This is a genomic window from Poseidonibacter lekithochrous (genome assembly GCF_013283835.1).
GTDB lineage: Bacteria > Campylobacterota > Campylobacteria > Campylobacterales > Arcobacteraceae > Poseidonibacter > Poseidonibacter lekithochrous.
On the sequence record NZ_CP054052.1, the window covers coordinates 738768 to 760637 of the forward strand.

Consider the following 21870-nt stretch of genomic DNA (forward strand, 5'->3'; position numbering starts at 1 on the left):
AAACAGTATAAATTAATTATACTGCCTATACTTTAAAAAATTCGAGGAGTACAAATGAAAATATTTAATTTTTCTAATAACCATTTCATCAAAAGTGTTAATACTCTTCTACTACTTACAAAATCTCTCTAATTATTAAATTAGACTTTATATTTTACAAAATAATCACAAATAAATAACAGCTACAGTTTTTCTTTTTTTATATAAAAAAAGATATAATATTACACATTTTAAAGGGTACATAACAATGGATAAAAATAGAATTATAGTATTTGATACGACATTAAGAGATGGTGAGCAATCTCCTGGTTGTTCTATGAACACAGAAGAAAAAATCAAAGTTGCATTACAATTAGAAAAATTAGGTGTTGATGTAATTGAAGCAGGTTTTGCTGCTGCATCTCCTGGAGATTTTGACGCAGTTTCTAGAATTGCTGAGCAAGTTAAGAACTCATCAATCTGTTCATTATCAAGAGCAATTGAAAATGATATTAAACAATCAGGTTTAGCAGTTTCAAAAGCTCCATTACATAGAATTCATACATTTATTGCTACTTCACCAATTCACATGAAATATAAATTAAAAATGAGTGAAGCAGAAGTTATCAAAAGAGCAGTTCATGCAGTTGAATATGCAAGAACATTTGTTGATGATGTTGAGTTTTCATTAGAAGATGCAGGTAGATCTGAAATTCCATTTATGAAAGAAGTAATGGATGCCGTAATTGCTGCTGGTGCTTCAACAATTAACTTACCTGATACAGTTGGATATAGATTACCACATGAATTAGGTGCAATGGTAAAAGAATTATCTGATTTTGCAGGTGATAGAGCAATTATTTCTGTACATAACCATAATGACTTAGGATTAGCAACTGCAAATACTTTAGCATCAGTAATGAACGGTGCTAGACAAATTGAAGTTACAATGAATGGTTTAGGTGAGAGAGCTGGAAATTCTGCTTTAGAAGAGGCTGTAATGGCTATTAAAACTAGAAAAGATGCTTTTGGTGAATTATATACAGGGATTAATACTCCTGAGTTATATCCAACTTCTAGATTAGTTGCAACTATTACAGGTGTTGAACCACAACAAAATAAAGCAATTGTTGGTAAAAATGCATTTGCACATGAAAGTGGAATTCACCAAGATGGTATGTTGAAAAATAATGAAACATACGAAATTATGAGACCAGAAGATGTAGGTGTATTTAAAGAATCTACATTAATCTTAGGAAAACATTCAGGTCGTGCTGCATTTAGAGACAAAATCGAACATTTAGGTTTTGATAAAGTTTCTGATGAAGAATTAAATGCTGCTTTTGAAAGATTCAAAATTTTAGCTGATAAGAAAAAAGATGTTACTGATGATGATATTAGAATGTTAATCACAGATGAATCATTAAATCAAGACAAAACTTATGAATTAGTTGGATTACAAATCTCTGACTGTTCAAACGGTATGCCAATGGCAGCTGTATCTATAAAACATAACGATAGCGTAATGCAAGATGCAAATATCGGTGATGGTACAATGGATGCTATCTTTAAAACTATTGATAGATTAACTGGTATTACTGGTGAATTAAATGATTATAAAGTAACTTCTGTATCTGAAGGTAAAGATGCATTAGCAAAAGTAACTACAAGAGTTACATTTGATAAGAACTCTCCTTCATTCGTAGGACATGGATTAAGTATTGATACTATGTTAGCAACTGCAAAAGCTTATTTAGGTTCTGTTAATTCATACATTTCTCAAAAAGAAAGACTTTCTAAAAGTACTGAACACCAAGTATAAGAAATTGTAAAGTAGTTTTTACTACTTTACGATTACAACTCACATTAAAAATCAAAAAAATAACTTATTAAATTCCTATTATTCAGCAAAAAATGAGTAAAATATCTATATCTAACTAAAACTGTTTATGTTTTAGAACACATTAGGAGATGTAAAATATATGATGCAATTTAACTTCTTTTTGAAGCTATTAAAGGAATCGTTTAGGGATTTAATCCCAATTGTTGTAGTGATACTGTTTTTTCAATTAGCAATTATCCAAGCTGTACCTGAGGGGTGGGTTAGCACGGCAATTGGTTTATGTATTGTAGGTGTTGGTCTTGCAATATTCTTACAAGGTTTAGAGATAGGGATTTTCCCAGTTGGTGAAGGTTTAGCAAGGGATTTTGCTAAGCATGGAACTATGTTATGGGTATTATTCTTTGGATTTTTAATTGGATTTGGTACTACAATTGCAGAACCTGCTCTTGCAGTTATTGCTGATAAGGCTGCTTCTATATCAAGTGGAAGAATAGATGCTACTATTCTGCGAATGGTTGTTGCTGGATCGGTTGGATTTGCTATATTCTTAGGGGTTTTTAGAATATACAAAGGTCACCCAATCCATTACTACATTATTACTGGATATTTATTAGTTGTAAGTGTTACTTTCTTTGCACCACAAGAAATTATTGGTTTAGCATACGATTTAGGTGGAGTTACTACGTCAACTGTAACCGTACCATTAGTTGCTGCACTTGGTATTGGTTTAGCTTCTACAATTAAAGGTAGAAATCCTGTAATTGATGGATTTGGTCTTATTGCTTTTGCTTCATTAACACCTATGATTTTTGTACAGATTTATGGTATTGCTGTATATAATCTTGTAGATGCTAAGGATGTTGTGGGTGTTGTTGTTGAAGCTACTGTTTCTTCTAATACAACAATTTCTATATCTTCAGTACTTTCTGGAATTGCATCTGTTGTAAAAGATGTTGCGCCTATTTTATTTATTATTCTTTTCTTCCAATATGCTGTATTAAAAAAGAAAATTGATAATATTAAAACTGTATTCTTAGGATTTGGACTTGTAATCATTGGATTATATGCATTTATTCTTGGACTTGAAATGGGTCTATTCTCACTTGGTGAGACAATGGCATATCAATTAACAAAATCTGATTCTGTAATGATGATTTATGCATTTGCTTTTGCAATTGGTTTCTCAACTACAATGGCAGAACCAGCTTTAATGGCAATTGCAAAAAAAGCAAAAGATATTTCAGATGGTAAGATCAATGATTTTGCATTAAGATTATTTGTTGCAGCTGGTGTTGCAATAGGTATTGCTTTAGGTGCATTTAGAATTGTTGATGGTGGACATATTCACTACTACATTATTGTTGGATATTTAACTGTAATTATTCTTACTTTTATTGCTCCAAAATACATTATTCCAATTGCATACGATTCAGGTGGGGTTACTACTTCAACTGTAACAGTTCCATTAGTTGCAGCTCTTGGTATTGGACTTGCTACAAATATTGAAGGAAGATCTCCTTTAATTGATGGATTTGGTCTTATTGCTTTTGCATCATTATTCCCAATGATTACTGTAATGATTTATGGTATTTTAACTGAGAAATTTGGTGTTAAATCTGATACTCAAATTGAAGAAGAAGAGTTATTAAAAGATACTTTAATTGATGCTGAAAATATGGATTTAGCAACTGTTAATATTGATGGATCTCATGTTAGACACTCTTTATCTTTAGAGTTCTCAGCAGTAGTTATTATTGTGCCAGTTGATAAAAAACTTGATGCAATTTCAGCAGCTCATAAAGCTGGTGCTTCAGGAGTTACTGTATTAAGAGCTGATGGTATTGGTCTTGAAGAAATGGATAACTTCTTTAGAACATCATTTGAAGCTAATGATACATTGTTATTATTTTTATTACCAAAATATTTAGTAAATGAAGTTATAAAATCAATTATTCATTCTCTTCACCTTACTACAAGTGGTAAAGGGGTTGCTTTTGCATTCCCATTAACTCATATGAAAGGTATCTCTTTATCTAAAGAAGATATTTTTAAAGAAGAAGCTTATCAAGTAAATTTAAATAAAGAAGAACCAATGTCTTGCGTTGGTGATGATTTGGACAGTGAACCTCATGATTCAAACAAAGAACCTTCAAAGTCTAAGTGATAGTATTAATACAGGGGAACCTGTATTAATCTATTTTTCCGGAGAAAATTGTTCAGTTTGTAAGGTCTTAAAACCTAAAATTGAAGAATCTATTAAATCAAACTTTTCAAAATTTACAATGTATGAGGTTAAAACTGATATACATAAAGAAATCACAAGTCATTTTACGGTATTTTCTATACCTACTATATTGGTATTCTTTGATAAAAAAGAGTTTTTCAGAAAAGGCAGAAACCTATCTGTACCTTTATTTATTGAGGAAATTAGAAGACCATATAATTTAATGTGCGAGTAAAATAAAATGAAAAGAACTCTTCTTATTTTTCTTATTTTATTTATAGCAATGCAATTGATTCAGTCTGAACAATCAAATGTTGCTATAAATAAAAGTAAAGAAATTCAAGCCCCAGAAAATATTATGACTTTATTAAAAACATCTTGTTATGATTGTCATTCAGATGAAGTTAATTGGCCATGGTATTCAAATGTTGCACCCTTTTCTTGGGTTATTAGTGAACACGTTAATAGTGGAAGAAAGTGGTTGAATTTTTCTGTTTGGGAAGATTACACAGAAGAAGAGAAAAAGAAAAAAATGAAAGGTATTTATAGAACAGCTTATGCTGTAATGCCTTTACAGTCTTATATATGGTTACACGAAGAAGCGGATCTTACTAAAGAGCAAAGGAAGCTAATTCGAAATTGGACAGGAGTTAGGAAAAGCAAGTGAGAGAAGAAGTTCAAGCCCTATTAGATGATAAAAAATCTTTATTAACAATAACATATTTTAAACTTCAACAACTTTTTGAAAAAAAGTATGGTGAGAATACAGTAGTTCTTATGGAAATAGGAACATTTTTTGAAGTTTATGAAGTTAATAATGACGAAGAACAAATTGGTAAAGCAAAAGAAATTGCTGAACTATTAAATATTCAATTAACTAGAAAGAATAAAACAATTCTAGAAAACTCAAAAGAAAACCCAATAATGGCAGGAGTTCCTGCAATTTCCCTTGAAAAACATCTTTCAAGAATTATTTCAGAGCAAAAATATACAGTTGTAATTATTAAACAAAGAGGTTTACCTCCAAAAGTTAGCAGATATCTAGATACAGTTGTATCTCCTGGAACAAACTTTGATTTTGTATTAGACCAAGATGAAAATAATATTACTTCTTTAGTGGTTGAACAAATTAAAGGTATTTATTTAGTTGGATACTCTGCTATTGATGTAACAACTGGAAAATGTTATTACAATGAAATTCATGGAACAAGTGAAGATAAGTTTTATGCTTTAGATGAAGTATTTAATTATATGAATATGCATAAAACAAATGAAGTAATTGTATCTTTTGCTGATAAAACTATTAATGAAAAAGAAGTTATTGATTATTTAGAATTAAAACTGAAAACTTTTCATTTAGGATCTTTTAGACCTAAAATTAATTATCAAAATGAACTATTTAAAAATGTGTTTGATATTCAATCTTTATTAACAGCAATTGAGCATTTAGATATGGAACGAGTTCCCTTGTCAACTGAATCACTTGCTGTGTTAATTGATTTTGTAATAGGGCATGATTCAAATATCATACAAAAACTTTCACTTCCTCAAAAATTAGATGTAAGTAAATATATTTATTTAGGTAATAACGCCTTAGAGCAGTTAAATGTAATTGAAACTAGTCATAATCCATCATTGATTAAACTAATGAATAATACATCAACAGCAATGGGGAAAAGACTTTTAAAAGAAAGACTTACTCACCCTGTAAAAGATTCAAAAGAGATATTAAGAAGATTTAATTTATCAAAAGAGTTGTTTGATTATCATGGTCCAATTGAGAATGAGTTAGCGAATATTTATGATATTGAAAGACTTACAAGAAGAATAAAATTAGCTAGACTTCATCCTTTTGAATTAAATTATCTTTATGACTCATTACTTAGTATAAAAGAAGTAGTTACATTTATGGAGAATTATAAGTTTTTAACTCCTCCTTGCTCTTCTGCTGAATTATCACTATTTATTCAATCAATTGATTCTACATTTGATTTAAGTATTTCTGGAAAGTATATGCTTAAAGATGTAGAAGCAAATATGGTTTGCAAAGGTATTAATACTCAAATCGATGAATTAAGTTCTCAAAATAGTGTATTACGTTCTAAACTTGAACTTTTAAGGCTTCATGTTTTAGGTTTTCTAAATGCTTCTGAAGATTCTAATTTTGTAAATATTAATAGATTAGATAAAGAAGGTTTCTTCTTAACTATGACAAAAAATAGATACAACTTAATAAAAGAAGACTTACAAAATTCTCATATTATTATAGATGATGATTTACTTTTATTCAAAGATTTCACTGTAAAAGTACAAACAAACTCTGTTAAGATTTTTTGTAAACTTACTGATTCTGTAAGTGATAAATATGTACATAATCTTAAGAAAATTGTTGAATTAAATAAATTAGTATTTAAAGAAAAATTAGCAGAATTTGAAAAGAAGTTCTCATTATTACTAGAAGAATTAGTTCAGTTTATTGCGGAAGTTGATTTAACAGTTTCTAATATTAAAACAGCAAAAAAATATAATTATGTTTGTCCTAAAATTGTAAAAACAAAAGATGAAGAAAACTTCATTGAATTAATAGACTTAAGACACCCAATTATTGAAGCAAATGAAGAACAAGGTATTTATGTACCTAATGATATTATCTTAGGAGAATTGTCTTATGCTTCAAAAGAGTATAAAGATAATGTGATTATTAAAAATTCAAACCCAATTAATACTAAAAACAATAATATGCACGGAGTATTATTATATGGTATTAACTCTTCTGGTAAATCTTCATTAATGAAATCAATTGGTATTGCAGTTATTTTAGCTCAAGCTGGATTTTATGTACCGTGTAAATCTATGAGATTCTCAATTTTTGATGCAGTGTATACAAGAATATCTGGAGCTGATAATATTGCTAAAGGTTTATCTTCTTTTGCCGTTGAGATGTTAGAATTAAAAAATATATTTAACAGAGCTACTAAAAATTCCCTTGTTTTAGGTGATGAAATCTCACATAGTACCGAGACAATGAGTGGATTATCTATTGTTGCTAGTGCTATTTTAAAACTCGCAAAACTAGAGTCTATTTTTGTATTTGCTACACATTTACATCAATTACCAGAGTTACCAGAAATTGAACGACTTAAAAATATAATTTCACTTCATTTATCTGTAATGTATAAAGATGATGAAGATAAATTAATTTTTGATAGAAAATTAGCTTACGGAAGTGGTTCATCTATGTATGGTTTAGAGTATGCAAGATCACTTCATATGGATAAAGAGTTTTTATCTGTAGCAAATGATATTAGAAAAAAACTAACAGATGATTACTCTGCAATTGAGAGATTATCTCAAAAGAAAACTTCAAAGTACAATAAAAATGTTTTTGCTGCTACTTGTGTTATTTGTGGAAAAGCTTGTGATGATGTTCATCATATTAAAGAGCAAGCCAGAGCAAATAAAGATGGATTTATTGAACACATAAATCAAAATCATAAATATAATCTAATACCTTTATGTAAAGAACATCATAAGATGGTACATGATGGAAGTATTAATGTTAATGGTTTTGTTGCAACTTCTTCTGGATTAGAATTACATTACACTATGTTAGATAAATAGAATAAGAAAAATCTTATTCTATTTGTTTTTTAGTTACCGCAGTTTGTTTCTACACATTTTCCTTTAATTACTTTTACTAAAGTATTAAGAGGTCTTTCTCCCACAGATTTTACTTTTACAGCATCGTGAGTTAATGTTGAAGCTGTCCAGAATGGATCATTTACTCCAGGAATTAATAAATCTGAAGCTGGATTTCCACTTACTGTGTTTACCACAAGTCCTTCATCAAGAATCTTAACTCTATAATCATCTCCTGCTAAAGATAATTGAGTGGCAGATTTAATATTAATTTTTGGGAACCATTTTCCATTAATATTTTTCCATGGAACTTGTAATGAAAAACCATCATAGTTTAATCTATATAATCCATCTACATCACTAGCCCCATTAATATCCTTTGTACTATTATGTTCATAATTAAATACCATAGGTGCATCAAAAGTTTGTAATGTTGAGTTTAGTTTAATACCTGTAAACTTATTCCAATCATTTGAACCAGTTTCCCATTTATAATAGATATTTTCATTTTGTTCAACTTCCCAATAATTACTAGTATTGTAAGTATTATTTAGAACAGATGAGGAAGTAGCTTCTAATAAAGGACCAATACTTGCACCCCATTGTCTATGTGAATTACTTAAATCAATACTAGAGTTAATTACAATTGCATTTGAACTTTCATCTTCTAATGTTAAGTTACTAGTATTATATGTATATGTTTTTCCTATTACACCATTTGAGCCATTATTATAAATTGCAAAATCATTTATATTTGTCATTGCTGGATTGATAACTTCATGACCGTAATTAACTAAATCTAAATCACTACTTGGGCTAACAATTTCTTCTTTATGAAAAGAGACATTACTACTATTTGTTAAAGTTGCTTTTATTGGAATATTTGCTTGTAATGCTTCAGACCAAGCACCATTCCAATCATTAATTGTTATAGGAATTGAAGAATTATCATCTCCTGCTGTATTAAATAAATATTTATTACTAACACCACTTACAACATCAGCTTCACCAGTTTGATTATTCTGAGTTCCTAAGATTTTAAAGTTTCCATTACTTCCACCAGCTGAACTATCCCATGTAATAATATATTGTGTATTATTAGAGTTATTCCAATAGTACATTTTTGTACCATTTAATTTATTCATTGTAGTTGCTGATTTTGTAAACTTTTTTAATTTACCTGGACCTTGAACAATTGTATATGCTGTAGTTTTTGCTCTATCTTCTTCTTTATAAACAGTATCACCATTCTTGATTTTATTATTATCAGTCCATAATCCCCAATATCCAACATAACCGTGGTATTCTTCCCCTGTTGTAGCATCAATTTTTACAATTGGATAACCACTATTAAGTTTTACTTCATTACCAGATGTTTCCTCATATAACCCATATCTGAAAACTTTATGAGATAAAGATTGTTTATCTTTAGTGATTTCTGAACCTACATTAATAGCACTATCATCTTTGCTTACTTCTTGAATTTTATAGTACCTATTACTTAATGCAAGTTTGTAAGCTTTTAAAACTGGACTTTGTCCATGCTCTATTGCTTTAGAAAAAGCAACTCCTTTTCCTTTTTCTTCTCCAGTTTCATCACCTTTTGTTCCATTGTTTTGAGCATCTGTAGCATTAACATTTAGTACAAGTTTTAAAAGTTCTGGATATTGATTTCCATTTTCAGTCATTAGGTTTTTATAATCAACTATAGCTTGACCTTCATGAGCTCCTTTATCTGTGCTGATAACTCCACCCATAACTTTTGAATCAAAATTAGTTGATTTATCACTATTTATTGAATAACCACTAAAGTTCATTAATAATTTACCATAAGGATATTGGACACTTACGCCTTTTTCAACTTCAATAAATCCAATAATTCTTTGTTCTCTACTTGGATCATCATTCTCATCAATCCAAAATTTAATGATCATTGGGTCATTGTTACTTTTTCTTGTAACAATAATATTCATTTGCATTAGCTTTTCAATATTTTTATTACTTGATGCACCTGCGTTTTGAACTTGACCACTTTGTTCTTTATCTTTTATTAGGGCTTTATAAGGACCTTTATTAACAAACTCTGAGGCTTTAGTTTGTGAAATAATGTCTAAAATCATATTAACAGTATTAATAGGTTGTAATGTTGATTCTTCAGTAAAGCTTTTTGTTATAGCATTAGTATAATCTGTACCTGCATCATTGTAATTTGCAAAAAGTAATGATGAACATAGTGCCGCACTTAATAATATTTTCTTCATATTTTATTCCTTAGTTTGAAGCATCAAGTGCATCAACTTGACTTGGTGTTGTTAAACCATTAACTGTAAGATTTGATGTTGCTCTTGAAACTACATCTTCTGTCATTTTACTTCTTAACGTTGTTAGATTTACACTACCATTAGACATTGAGCTTTCAATATTAGTTGTTTCAGCATCAGCTTTTGATTGAAGTGCATTTCTTTTGATTTGACTTAATTTACTTGTATCATTAAAGTTTTGAAGTAAATCTGCAGCATCTACACCTGAAATACTACCTGCAACACTTGTCTTAGCTTGTTCTAGAGTTTCATTATTCTCTTTCATTGCTGACCAAACTTTTGTAGATATTGCACTAACTATATGTTTTCCATCACTTGCTTTTGCATCTTTAGGAGCTAGAAAAGTAATTGCTGTTGTTACTGTTGTTCCAGTATCTCCAGATACAGCATGTTTAATAGCATTAACTGGAATTTCAGCAATTACATCATAGTCACCACCGCTAAGAGAAAAAATACCATCGGCATCTGATGTTGTAAAAGTTTCACCTGCATCACATTTTCCATTACTATTTGCATCAAGGCATACTTTTGCACCTTCATAGAAACTTCCTGAAACTACACCACTAGTAACAGATGAAATAGAACTAGATGAACCACCACCTCCACCACAGCCAACTAATACACTTCCTGCAATAATAGGAAGAACAATTGTTTTTAAAAGATTATTTTTATTCATTAATACTCCTTATTTAAAGAAAATTTATATATAAAAAATTAAAAGTAACATTCTATATAACGTTTGTAAAGACCATTATTACATAGGATATATAAAAAATAATTTAATTGAGTGTGTATAAATAAGAAAATATAAGCCTATTTTAAAATTATTAATTGTTTTAGATGTTTTTTAGAATAATAGGTTTGTTTTGAATAAAAAGTAGATGAATAATTGAAAGTAAAATAAAAAAGAAAAAGCTAGTTTTCTTTTTCTTTTTTTGTTTTAAGAATATTTCTTATTAGTAAGATTATAAATAAAAGAGCAATTCCACTATTTATATAAAAGCCTTGCATGTTTCCATCTTGGAAAAATGTATATGCTAAAGCTGTAAATATAAGTGAAATCACTAAACACATATTATAGAGCTTTAAAACCTTCTTCTAGGTCTAAAGTACCTTCGTAAAATGCTTTTCCAACAATAACACCAGCGATGTTACCATTTTCTTTACAGTTAGTGATATCATTGATATCTTTTACACCACCAGATGCAATTGTATCAACTCCAGATGCTAGTGCAATTGATTCAGTAAATTCTACATTTACACCACATAACATCCCATCTTTTGAAATATCAGTACAAATAATAGCTTCAACCCCAGCATTTGCAAACTCTTTTGCTAAAGTTGTAGCTTCCATAGTTGAAACTTCTGCCCAACCTTCAACTGCTACCATTCCATTCATTGCATCAATTCCTACAGCAATTGGATATTTTGCTGCCATATCTTTCACAAATTGTGGATCTTTAACTGCAATTGATCCTAAGATTAATCTATCAATTCCTAGTTCAACATACATTTTGATAGTTTCTTCATCTCGAATACCACCACCAACTTCAATTTTTAAATTACAATTTTCTTTAATCTTTTTAATTTGTTCTAAGTTAGCTGGTTCACCTGCAAATGCACCATTTAAATCAACAATATGTAACCATTTTGAACCTAATTCTTCAAATCTTTTAGCAACTTGCCATGGCTCATCTGAATAGATTTTTGCACTATCCATTAATCCCTTACTTAATCTTACAGCTTTCCCATCTTTTAAATCAATCGCAGGTAAAATATCCATACTTTATGCTCTCCTCATTTCTTGTTTAATTTTCTTTTTTTCGTTTAATTCGATTGAACAAATTATTGCTTCTTCTAAATAGCTTTTTATAATCTCTTCATTAAAATCATTTTCATTGTTTATATATAAATGACGTATATACTTTGATCCATATTTAAAATCAAATTTATCATCTAATAAATATCCCTTATGACAACCAAGTGTGATCTTTTTATCATCTTTTTTTAGATAAAAAAGTACTTGATTTTCAAATTCATATGAGTGATGTTTTTTTAGATAGTTTTTTTCAACTCCTTCAATATCAAGAGCTATAGAATCAATTTTTTGTGCTATTTCTTTGATCCAATCTAACATAAATCCTCAATTGTTTCTTCTATTGTTTTAAATTTAAACTCAAAACCTAAGTCTTCTAGTTTTTGAGGAATAACACTTTGTCCATCTGTTAATACTTTTGCACCTTCAGAGAAAATAATGTTTAAAACAAATTCTGGTACTGGAAGTATAGTAGGTCTTTTTAGTGTTTTTCCTAAAGCAAGAGTTAGACCTTTGTTAGTTGTGGGAACTGGTGCTGTTAAATTAAATATATCCTCATGTAAGTTATCAATAACAAACCTAAAAGCGTTAAGTAAGTCATAAATATGAATAAAAGAGAAAGTTTGTTTTCCACTTCCTATTACTCCACCTACACCCATTTTAAATGGAGTTATCATTTTTTGTAATGCACCGCCGTGTTTACCTAAAACAATACCAAATCTGAATATAGAAACTTTAACTCCAAATTCTTTTGCTTTGTTTGCTTCATTTTCCCAGTCTTTACATAAGTTTGCTAAGAAATCTGTATTCTTATTTCCATCTTCATTATAAGTTTGTTTATTATCATAAATTCCAACTGCTGATGTTGAAATAAGTAAGTCTGGTTTATTTGTTGAGTTTTTAATTGCATTTACAATTTTTGAAGTTGTATCTATTCTACTTGAATAAAGAAGTTTTTTATAACTTTCGCTCCATCTATTAATGATATTTGCTCCAGCTAGATTGATTATAATATTAGAAGAGTTTATTAGCTCTTCTAATTTATTCTGATCATTTAGGATCTCTCTTGATATTGGTAATATTTTATAACCTAAAGAAGAAAAAAATTTATTTAAGTTTGTACCAACAAATCCGCTAGCGCCCGTAATTGCTATTGTTTTCATTTGAGATCCTTTTATATAAAATGATTAAATTTTCATAAAGTTCTTTAAAATTTTTAATCCATTATCATGTGACTTTTCTGGATGTGGTTGGAAACCATAAATATTATCTTTATTTACTGCACTTACAAAATCATAACCGTAAGTTGTTTTTCCAATAATATTTTTCTCATTGGTAACTGCATGGTATGAGTGTACAAAATATAAATATGGATTATCTAATCCTTCAAATAATGCATGTTCTTTATTCTGAATTGTATTCCAACCCATATGAGGAATTTTGAAATCCTCATGCATTTTTGATTTATCAAATTTGATTACTTCTCCATCAATTAATCCAAGACCATCACTATGTCCAAACTCTTGTGAACTTTCGAATAATAGTTGCATACCTAAACAAATACCAATCATTGGTTTTCCTGTATTTGCGAAGTTATATATAGCTTCTTTCATTCCTGTTTCATTTAAGTGTTCCATTGCATCTTTATATGCACCAACACCTGGTAAAATAATTCTATCGTAGTTTTTTAAGTCATTTGGGTCTTTTACAATTGTAGCTTTTGCATCTAATAGATGACAAGCATTATAAACACTTGCTAAGTTACCCATATTATAATCAATAATTCCTATCACAGCTATCCCTTTATTAAAAATGAATTATACTAAAGTTTAGCATCATCTAGGGTTAAAGAAAATAACACCTTATTGTTTTTCTTTTCAAGAACTTTTTTTGCTTCTTTTATTGTAGCACCTGTTGTAATTAAATCATCACATAAAATTGTCGTTTGATTATGAATATTTGTTAGTTGAAATTTTCTAGGATTTTTTTGCCTAAACTCTAGGTCTTTTCCTGCATATTTGACTATATTTTTAGCTTTTAGAGTATTGTATTTTGGTGTGATTATTGATGATTTCAAATGTTTTGCCAAAATTGCAGTATGTGAAAAATTATGTCTTGAATGATCATCGATTGGAATTGCTAAAATTTGTTCATCAATTTTGAATTTTTTTGTAAATTCTAAAAATGATAATCTAGCTAAAATATTATAAATCTTATCTCCATGAAAATGATATTTTGATGAAATTAAATCTTCAATTTCTGAGTAGGGATAAAAAGAATAATTATAAAAACCATCTTCAATTTCTCTTTTATTAAAAACTGGTTTTAATAAAGTATTTTGACAATTTTTACAGATTATATACAAAGATAGTTTACTACAAGTTATACAATACATATAAGTTTTCTTAATTTAAATATTATTTTAGTACAATGTTAAACGTAATATTAACACAAATTATTTAATAATAGGATTAATTATTTTAATTAAGAAAAAACTGACTATTTTCACTTCTGTATTTTTGATTTTTATTTTGTTAGCTTCAACTTTAATTCTTACAACTCTTAATGAGATTGAAACAAAATTCTTTAATTATAAAAATATTTCTATCAAAGGAAAGCTTGCAAGTTTGGAGATATCCAAAGATATCAACTATATAAGCCGATGTTCTAGGGATATTATGCTTGGTAATGATTATGAAAATAATGTATCTAAAATAAAACAACGTATACTTTCAATTGAAAATTCATTTATTATTTTAGAGAAAAGTATTCCTTATATGAATAATGGAGAAGATAATAAAAAACTTTTTGAAGATACAAAAACAAATAGTATTTCCTTTATTTATGATGTTTTAGAGAAAATGGAAACAGTGAATAACTATGAAAATCTTAATGAACTTTATACTTTATATAAAAAAGAATCTACACCAATTGCAATTAAAAGTAGAGAATATTTCAAAAAATTAAAAGAAAATCAAAATGATAGTTTTGAATTATTAACCAATAGATTTACAAAAGATATTAGAACTCAAAGAGATATTGTATTTTCAAGTGCAATACTATTTGCTTTTTTGATTATTGTATTTATTATGATTGTATATAAGAATGTTATTAAACAAATCAAAACAGAAGAAGCTCTAACTAATACTAAAAATCTTTTTTTACAATATAAAAATGCTATTGATAAAACAAATATTGTTTCAAAAACAAATACTAGGGGTATTATTACTTATGTAAATGATGAATTTTGTAAAGTATCTCAATTCTCTCAAAACGAATTATTAGGACAGCCTCATAATATTGTAAGACATCCAAATAGTAAAAAATCAGTTTTTAAAGATTTATGGGAAACAATTCAATCAAAAAAATCTTGGAATGGCATTATTGAGAATAGAAAAAAAGATGGTTCTAGTTATTTTGTAGATACAACTGTTTTTCCTATTTTTGGCAAAGATAATAGTGTAGATGAATATATAGCTATTAGAAAAGATATCACTGAATTAGTTGAGTTAAATAAAGAACTTAGTTCTTCAAGAGAAGAGATTCTAACTCGTATTGGTATGATTGCTGAAACTAGATCAAAAGAGACAAGTAATCATGTACGAAGAGTTGCTGAGTACTCAAAAATCTTAGCTAAGTATTATGGAATAAAAGATGATGAAATTGATATTTTATATAATGCTACAGCCTTACATGATATTGGAAAAGTAGTAACTCCTGATCATATTCTAAATAAACCAGGGAAGTTAACATATGATGAATTTGAGATTATGAAAAGACATACCTCAGATGGTTATTTGATGTTAAAAGATACTCATAATAATATCATTAAAGCAGGCTCTATAATTGCCCATGAACATCATGAAAAATATGATGGTTCAGGATATCCACGAGGAATCAAAGGTGAAGATATTCACATCTATGCAAGAATCACCGCAATTGCTGATGTATTCGATGCTTTAGGAAGTACAAGAGTATATAAGAGTGGTTGGGAATTAAACGATATTGTGAAGTTTGTAAATGAACAAAGTGGTAAACATTTTGATCCAAAATTGGTTAAGATTTTTAATGATAGGTTTGAGGATTTTATGTTTATTCGTAAGAAGTTTAGAACAGAGTATTAAGTAGAATCTCTTTCTTTTCTTTTTAGTAAGGAAAAGAAACAAAAGATGTAATCCCATTTATTAGAAAGAGCGTGAGAGAAGTTGAAAATTACGCTAAAAATGATCACATTTTTTTACACTCTATCTTTTGATACAATAATAAAAATATATGAAAGGTTTAATATGTATAAATCAGAATCTAAGTGCAAAAGTCTCAAATTATGAATCTGTTGAAAATATAAATAAACCATCTAATGCTTCACATAATACTAAAAGAATGTATTTAAAATATAAAGATTATAATATTTTTGAGTTAGAAGAAGTAATTAAAGATTCTAAAATTTAAATTTTTATGAAGATTTAAGGCGGAAGGTAAAAATTATTGAGGAGCTTAGTTAACTAAGTGAGTCAATAATTTTTGCCTTCCAACGAAGAAGATTTATAAAAAGTTAGATTTTCAGTACTGCCATGAATGCTTCTTGTGGTACGTTAACCTTACCTATAGATTTCATTCTTTTTTTACCAGCTTTTTGTTTTTCTAATAGTTTTCTTTTTCTTGTAATATCTCCACCATAACATTTTGCAGTTACGTTTTTACCTGTTGATTTTACAGTCTCTCTAGCGATAATATTAGCACCAATAGATGCTTGAATTGCTACTTCGAATAATTGTCTTGGAATTAACTCTTTTAAGGCTTTAATAAACTCTCTACCTTTTGATAAAGCTTTGTTTTCTGGAACAATAATTGATAATGCATCAACTACATCTCCCGCAACTTTAATATCAAGTTTTTGTAATACACCTGGTCTGAATCCAATTGGTTCATAATCAAATGATGCATAACCTTTTGTAGTAGATTTTAATCTATCATAGAAGTCCATTACAATTTCATTCATTGGAATATCATAGTCTAATAAAACTCTAGTTCCAATATAATCCATTTTATTTTGAATACCTCTTTTGTCATTAAGAAGTTTAATAACATTTCCTAAGAATTCATCAGGTACTAAAATTGTTGCTTTTACATATGGTTCAAAAATTGTCTCAATATGGTTTGGTTCTGGTAATTCAGAAGGATTTTGAATAGAAATCTTTTCACCATCTTTCTTTTCCACTTCATAAATAACTGTTGGTGCAGTTGCAATTAAATCAAGGTTGAATTCTCTCTCTAATCTTTCTTTAATAACTTCCATATGAAGCATACCTAAGAAACCTGTTCTAAATCCACTTCCTAAAGCAGCTGAAGATTCTGGTTCATAAGAAATAGATGAATCATTTAATCTTAGTTTATCAAGAGCATCTCTTAAGTCTTCAAACTTATCTGTATCAATTGGATAAATACCTGCAAATACAAATGGTTTAGCTGGCTCAAACCCATCAATTGCTTCAGGTGTTCTATTTTTAGCATCAGTAATAGTATCACCAACTGCAATAATATCTACAGTTTTAATACCAAGTACTACAATACCAATTTCACCAGTTTTAATTTCATCAGTAGTCTCTTTTTTTAGAGGATGTGGATACATTAAAGATAATACTTGTTGTTCATGTTCTGTATTCATCATACGTACAACTTGACCTTTTTTAATACTTCCTTCATATACCCTAACTAGCGCTAATGCACCTAAGTAACTATCAAACCAAGAATCATAGATTAAAGCTTTTGTAGGAGCATCTGGATCACCAACTGGTGCAGGAACTCTATCAACAATAGAATCAATTAAATCTCTAACACCTAAACCTGTTTTTGCAGAAATTAGATTGTTTTCTGTACAGTCAAGACCAATAGCATCTTCAACTTCTTCAAGTACTCTATCTGGGTCAGCAGAAGGTAAATCAATTTTATTTACAACTGGTAAAAGTTCTAAATCATTATCCATTGCAATATATACATTTGCAATTGTTTGTGCTTCAACACCTTGAGTTGAATCTACAATTAATAGTGCTCCATCTGAAGAAGCTAATGATCTAGATACTTCATATGAGAAGTCAACGTGACCTGGAGTGTCGATTAGGTTAAGAACATAATTTTGTCCATCTTTTACATAATCAAGTCTAACGCTTTGCGCTTTAATAGTAATACCACGCTCTTTTTCAATATCCATTGTATCCATTACTTGTGCAGACATATCTCTATCTGCTACTGAACCACATTCTTGGATAATTCTATCTGCTAATGTAGATTTTCCGTGGTCAATATGAGCAATAATACTAAAGTTTCTAATATTTGTTTGCAAGGCTAATCCTAATATTTATTTCTATTTATTCGCGATTATATCTAAAGTTTTGTAAGTTTATAGTTAAGTTAAGAAGAAGAGAGTAGGGGAGCTAATAAATTTAGGATGGTCTCCTAAATTTATTTTTATATTATTGGTTGATTAAACCAGTAACTCTTCTATTTTTTGCTCTACCTTCTTTTGTAGAGTTTGTTGCAACAGGTTGAGATTCACCATATCCAATTGCTTTTAATCTAGAAGCATCAATATTTAAATCTTTTAGTGCTTCAAGAGTCGAATTAGCTCTTTGTTGAGATAGTTTTTGATTATATTCATCATTACCTCTTGAGTCTGTATGTGCTTCAATAGTAGCTTTTAATTTAGTATTTTGCTTTAATAAATAAGCAAATTGTGCTATTTCTTGACTATATAAATCTTTGATATTATCAGAGTTTGAATCAAAGTTGATTTGTAGTTGTACAGTTGCAACACAACCATCTTTATTTACTTCAACCCCTTCAGATGTTTTTGGACATTTATCCAATCTATTTACAACTGAATCATTATCATCATCAAGTTCACATCCATTTCTATCAACTACAACTCCAGATAAAGAGTTAGGACATAAATCTCTTGAGTTAAGAACATCATCATTATCGTCATCTCCATCAACTATTGGAACGATAGCTTCTATTTCTTCTTTTTCAACTACTTCTGGAATTTTTGCTTCAATAACATCATTATATTTTTTGCCTAAAGGCATAGCCATACCAAATGTATACATAACATCATTTCTAGAGTTTTTTGTTGATATTAAATGTCTAATATCACTTTTTAAAGCAATACCATAAAATGGAATATCATATCTTAAACCAAGACCCCAGTTGAAAAATGGAGAATCTTCATTTTTACCCGCTTCACTTGATACATCTTGATGTCCAATACCAAGTATTCCGTAAGCACCCCATCTTTGTGAGATTGAATATTTTTTAATTGCATTTAAAAATAATCTATTTAAATTAGTGTTTCCACCATTTTTATATTCAACACTTTGGCTTCTCATAAATCCTAATTCAATTTGGTCGATAATTTTTCCATCTAAATTTTTAGAAAGAGATATTCCGCCATTAAAATAATGATCATCTTCTAAACCAATTTTACTATCACTTAAAATTCCTGCTGCAAAAGGTGTTACTTCATAACTATATTGAAGACTTGGATTGCTTGCTGCGAAGATTACAGATGAAGCTAATATTGAAGTTAATAGAATTTTTTTCATCATTTTTTCCTTAGTTAAATAATTTCTAATATTATAACTAAAAATCAAATTTTTTTTCTAAAAGTAAGTTTAATTCTAATTTTTTGTATTTTATATTTGAGAGGAAGAGAAGATTAGGTAATAAATACCTAATCTTTAATCATTAAGTTGATTATTTATCAATTACTGCATGAACTCTTCTGTTTTGAGCTTTTCCTTCTACTGTATCATTTGTTGCAATTGGTCTTGTTTCACCATATCCAACTGATTTTAATCTTGAAGGATCAACATCTAAATCTTTTAAAGCTTGTACCGTTGAAGCGGCTCTTCTTTCTGATAGTTTTTGATTGTATGCATGTGATGCAACTGAATCTGTATGTGCTTCAATAGTTGCTCTTAATTTAGTATTACTTTTCATAACTTTTGCAAATTCAACTATTTTTGAAGTATATGAATCTTTAATTGTTGATGAATCAGTATCAAAATTAATATTTAGATTAACTAATGTTATACATCCAACTTTATCAACTTGTGCACCTGACATTGTGTCTGGACAATCATCTTTTGCATCTATAACTCCATCGTTATCAGAGTCTTTAGGTGGCATAATAGGAGCTGCTTTTTTCATTGGAACTACAATAGGAGCTTTAGCAATTTTCCCAAAAGGAATTGCAACACCAAAGTTGTATAGTAATGTGTTGTCTCCATGATCTGCTTCAATAATATGTCTTAAATCAAATTTTAAAGCTATATCGTCAGAAAATGCAAGTCTAACACCAGCACCATAGTTCCCAAATCCACCGCTATCATTTCCAGCGAATTCATCATCAAAGTGCTCATATCCTAAACCAGCTAGTGCGTAAAGTGATAGGTCTGAGTTAATTGGATAGTATTTTACGATATTTGCGAAAAGTCTTGTAATAGAAGTACTTCTATTAGCATTTTCATAATTAACGTCACCAATTGATTGTAAGAAACCTAATTCGAATTGATCGAAAAATAAGTCTTTTTGGTTAAACCCTATAGCAAGTCCAGCATTAGCAAAGTGTTCTTCTAAATCAGTATTACCCTCTGTTACTGCACCTCCAACCATAGGCGTAATTTCATATTTATAATCATTACTCGCAGCTAGCATTAAGGATGCACACGCAAGTGATGTTAAGATAACCTTTTTCATTTGGAATCCTTCTTAAACATAATATGCTTAATTATAACTAAATGTTTTATTTTTTTAACAAGAGATATAGATATTAGGGGGAAAATTTAAAAAAACTTTAAGAATAAGGTTAGGTATAGAACCTAACCTTTATTTATGTATAGAATTACTTAGAGATTACTGCGTGTACTCTTCTATTTTTACTTCTATTTTCTGCTGTATCATTAGAAACTAATGGTTTACTTTCACCGTATCCAATAGCTGTTAATCTTGATTCTTCAACATTTAATGATTTTAAAGCTTCTACAGTTGAATTAGCTCTTTTTTGAGATAATTTTTTATTGTAAGCAGCTGAACCAACAGAATCAGTATGTGCTTCAATTGTAGCTTTTAATTTTGTATTGTTTTTCATCATAGTTGCAAATTTTTCAATTTTAGAATAATAAGATTGTCCAATTTTTGCAGAGTTAGTTGCAAAGTTAATGTCTAAATCTACTAAGTTAGCACAACCTAATGCATCAACTTTAGCTCCAGCCATTGTAGTAGGACATTCATCTAATCTATTTACAACACCATCTTTATCATCATCCATTTCACAACCTACAGCATTTACAACAGCATAAGGAATTGAATTTGGACATTGATCTTTAGCATCAATAACTCTATCATTATCAGAATCTTTTGGAGTTTCTTTAACCATCATTGGTTTTGGAGCTGCTTTTTGAACTTTTCCAAATGGAATTGCTAACCCAATGTTATATAATAAAGTATTATCACCGTGGTCAGTTTCAATTACATGTCTTAAGTCCATTTTCATAGCAATATTTTCATATACTTTGATTTTAAGACCAGCACCATAATTACCAAATAAACCGTCTTTATTACCTGCAAATTCATCATCAAAGAATTCTAATCCTGCTCCAACTAAAGCATATAAAGAGTAGTTTGAATTAAGTGGGTAATCTTTTACGAAGTTTGTGAAAACTCTTGTAATACCAGTATCTCTGTTAGCTACATTTTGGTATTCAACGTCTTCAATTGATCTTAAGAAACCTAACTCAACTTGATCGAATGTTGAGTCATTTAAATTGAAGCCTACTGCTAATCCAGCATTACTATATCCCTTTGGAAGGTCAGTATTGTGTTCTGAAAAAGCAGATCCAAACATTGGAGTAACTTCATATTTGTATTCACTGTTAGCTGCGAACATTAATGATGCACATGCTACAGATGTAAGTATAATTTTTTTCATTGTAATCCTTGTTAAACAATAATTTTTATTATTATAACATAAAAATTATTGTTTAATCATTAA

At 28.9% G+C, this 21870-nt stretch carries 19 protein-coding genes; 7 read left to right on the top strand and 12 right to left on the bottom strand.

Annotation, left to right across the window (positions count from 1 at the left end):
• Positions 1-247 precede the first annotated feature (247 nt).
• The 5 genes from ALEK_RS03610 (at position 248) to ALEK_RS03630 (ending at position 7667) form a co-directional block, all read left to right on the top strand.
• Positions 248-1801, top strand: a complete 1554-nt coding sequence (locus ALEK_RS03610; protein WP_071626180.1) for a 2-isopropylmalate synthase — start codon at positions 248-250, stop codon at positions 1799-1801.
• Positions 1802-1961: 160 nt separating this feature from the next.
• The gene (locus tag ALEK_RS03615; protein WP_071626179.1) at positions 1962-3986 is read left to right on the top strand and encodes a DUF1538 domain-containing protein; all 2025 of its coding nucleotides are present in this window, start codon (positions 1962-1964) and stop codon (positions 3984-3986) included.
• Positions 3952-4281, top strand: coding sequence for a thioredoxin family protein (locus ALEK_RS03620; protein WP_071626178.1), 330 nt, complete (start codon positions 3952-3954; stop codon positions 4279-4281). The genes ALEK_RS03615 and ALEK_RS03620 overlap by 35 nt, the downstream gene beginning before the upstream one ends.
• Positions 4282-4287: 6 nt before the next feature.
• Positions 4288-4713: a heme-binding domain-containing protein gene (locus ALEK_RS03625; RefSeq protein WP_071626177.1), complete on the top strand. Its 426-nt coding sequence runs from the start codon at positions 4288-4290 to the stop codon at positions 4711-4713.
• Positions 4710-7667 (top strand): MutS-related protein, encoded by a 2958-nt coding sequence (locus tag ALEK_RS03630; protein ID WP_071626176.1) that lies wholly within the window; start codon positions 4710-4712, stop codon positions 7665-7667. Before ALEK_RS03625 ends, ALEK_RS03630 begins: the two co-directional genes overlap by 4 nt.
• Before the next feature lie 29 nt (positions 7668-7696).
• On the opposite strand, the gene ALEK_RS03635 is transcribed toward ALEK_RS03630, so the two are convergent.
• The 8 genes from ALEK_RS03635 to ALEK_RS03670 form a co-directional block, all read right to left on the bottom strand.
• On the bottom strand, positions 7697-9946 hold the full coding sequence (locus ALEK_RS03635) for a hypothetical protein (protein ID WP_071626175.1): 2250 nt from the start codon (positions 9944-9946) through the stop codon (positions 7697-7699).
• 10 nt (positions 9947-9956) lie between these two features.
• The gene (locus ALEK_RS03640) at positions 9957-10682 is read right to left on the bottom strand and encodes a hypothetical protein (RefSeq protein WP_071626174.1); all 726 of its coding nucleotides are present in this window, start codon (positions 10680-10682) and stop codon (positions 9957-9959) included.
• A 239-nt stretch (positions 10683-10921) separates the two neighbouring features.
• Entirely contained in the window at positions 10922-11080 is a 159-nt protein-coding gene (gene ypmT / locus ALEK_RS03645; protein WP_164072428.1) for a protein YpmT, read from the bottom strand.
• A 1-nt stretch (position 11081) separates the two neighbouring features.
• On the bottom strand, positions 11082-11789 hold the full coding sequence (gene hisA, locus ALEK_RS03650; protein WP_071626173.1) for a 1-(5-phosphoribosyl)-5-[(5-phosphoribosylamino)methylideneamino]imidazole-4-carboxamide isomerase: 708 nt from the start codon (positions 11787-11789) through the stop codon (positions 11082-11084).
• Between the two features lie 3 nt (positions 11790-11792).
• On the bottom strand, positions 11793-12143 hold the full coding sequence (locus ALEK_RS03655) for a hypothetical protein (protein ID WP_071626172.1): 351 nt from the start codon (positions 12141-12143) through the stop codon (positions 11793-11795).
• Positions 12137-12985 (bottom strand): TIGR01777 family oxidoreductase, encoded by an 849-nt coding sequence (locus ALEK_RS03660; RefSeq protein WP_071626171.1) that lies wholly within the window; start codon positions 12983-12985, stop codon positions 12137-12139. The genes ALEK_RS03655 and ALEK_RS03660 overlap by 7 nt, the downstream gene beginning before the upstream one ends.
• 24 nt (positions 12986-13009) lie before the next feature.
• A complete protein-coding gene (hisH, locus tag ALEK_RS03665; protein ID WP_071626170.1) occupies positions 13010-13615 on the bottom strand; it encodes an imidazole glycerol phosphate synthase subunit HisH in 606 nt (201 codons plus the stop codon).
• Positions 13616-13644: 29 nt separating this feature from the next.
• Complete coding sequence (locus ALEK_RS03670; protein ID WP_071626169.1) at positions 13645-14217, bottom strand: ComF family protein; 573 nt, start codon at positions 14215-14217, stop codon at positions 13645-13647.
• A gap of 283 nt (positions 14218-14500) precedes the next feature.
• Here ALEK_RS03670 and ALEK_RS03675 point away from each other — a divergent pair, with 283 nt between their 5' ends.
• Both ALEK_RS03675 and ALEK_RS03680 read left to right on the top strand, forming a co-directional pair.
• Positions 14501-15946: an HD domain-containing phosphohydrolase gene (locus ALEK_RS03675; protein WP_071626168.1), complete on the top strand. Its 1446-nt coding sequence runs from the start codon at positions 14501-14503 to the stop codon at positions 15944-15946.
• 148 nt (positions 15947-16094) lie between these two features.
• On the top strand, positions 16095-16271 hold the full coding sequence (locus ALEK_RS03680) for a hypothetical protein (protein ID WP_164072427.1): 177 nt from the start codon (positions 16095-16097) through the stop codon (positions 16269-16271).
• 103 nt (positions 16272-16374) lie between these two features.
• Here the strand turns inward: ALEK_RS03680 and lepA are convergent, their stop codons facing one another.
• From lepA to ALEK_RS03700, 4 genes are all read right to left on the bottom strand, one after another.
• Entirely contained in the window at positions 16375-18162 is a 1788-nt protein-coding gene (lepA, locus tag ALEK_RS03685) for a translation elongation factor 4 (RefSeq protein WP_071626167.1), read from the bottom strand.
• A gap of 130 nt (positions 18163-18292) precedes the next feature.
• On the bottom strand, positions 18293-19420 hold the full coding sequence (locus ALEK_RS03690; RefSeq protein ID WP_071626166.1) for an OmpA family protein: 1128 nt from the start codon (positions 19418-19420) through the stop codon (positions 18293-18295).
• Positions 19421-19571: 151 nt separating this feature from the next.
• A complete protein-coding gene (locus ALEK_RS03695) occupies positions 19572-20576 on the bottom strand; it encodes an OmpA family protein (RefSeq protein ID WP_071626165.1) in 1005 nt (334 codons plus the stop codon).
• 145 nt (positions 20577-20721) lie between these two features.
• Positions 20722-21807, bottom strand: a complete 1086-nt coding sequence (locus ALEK_RS03700; protein ID WP_071626164.1) for an OmpA family protein — start codon at positions 21805-21807, stop codon at positions 20722-20724.
• Positions 21808-21870: the final 63 nt, after the last annotated feature.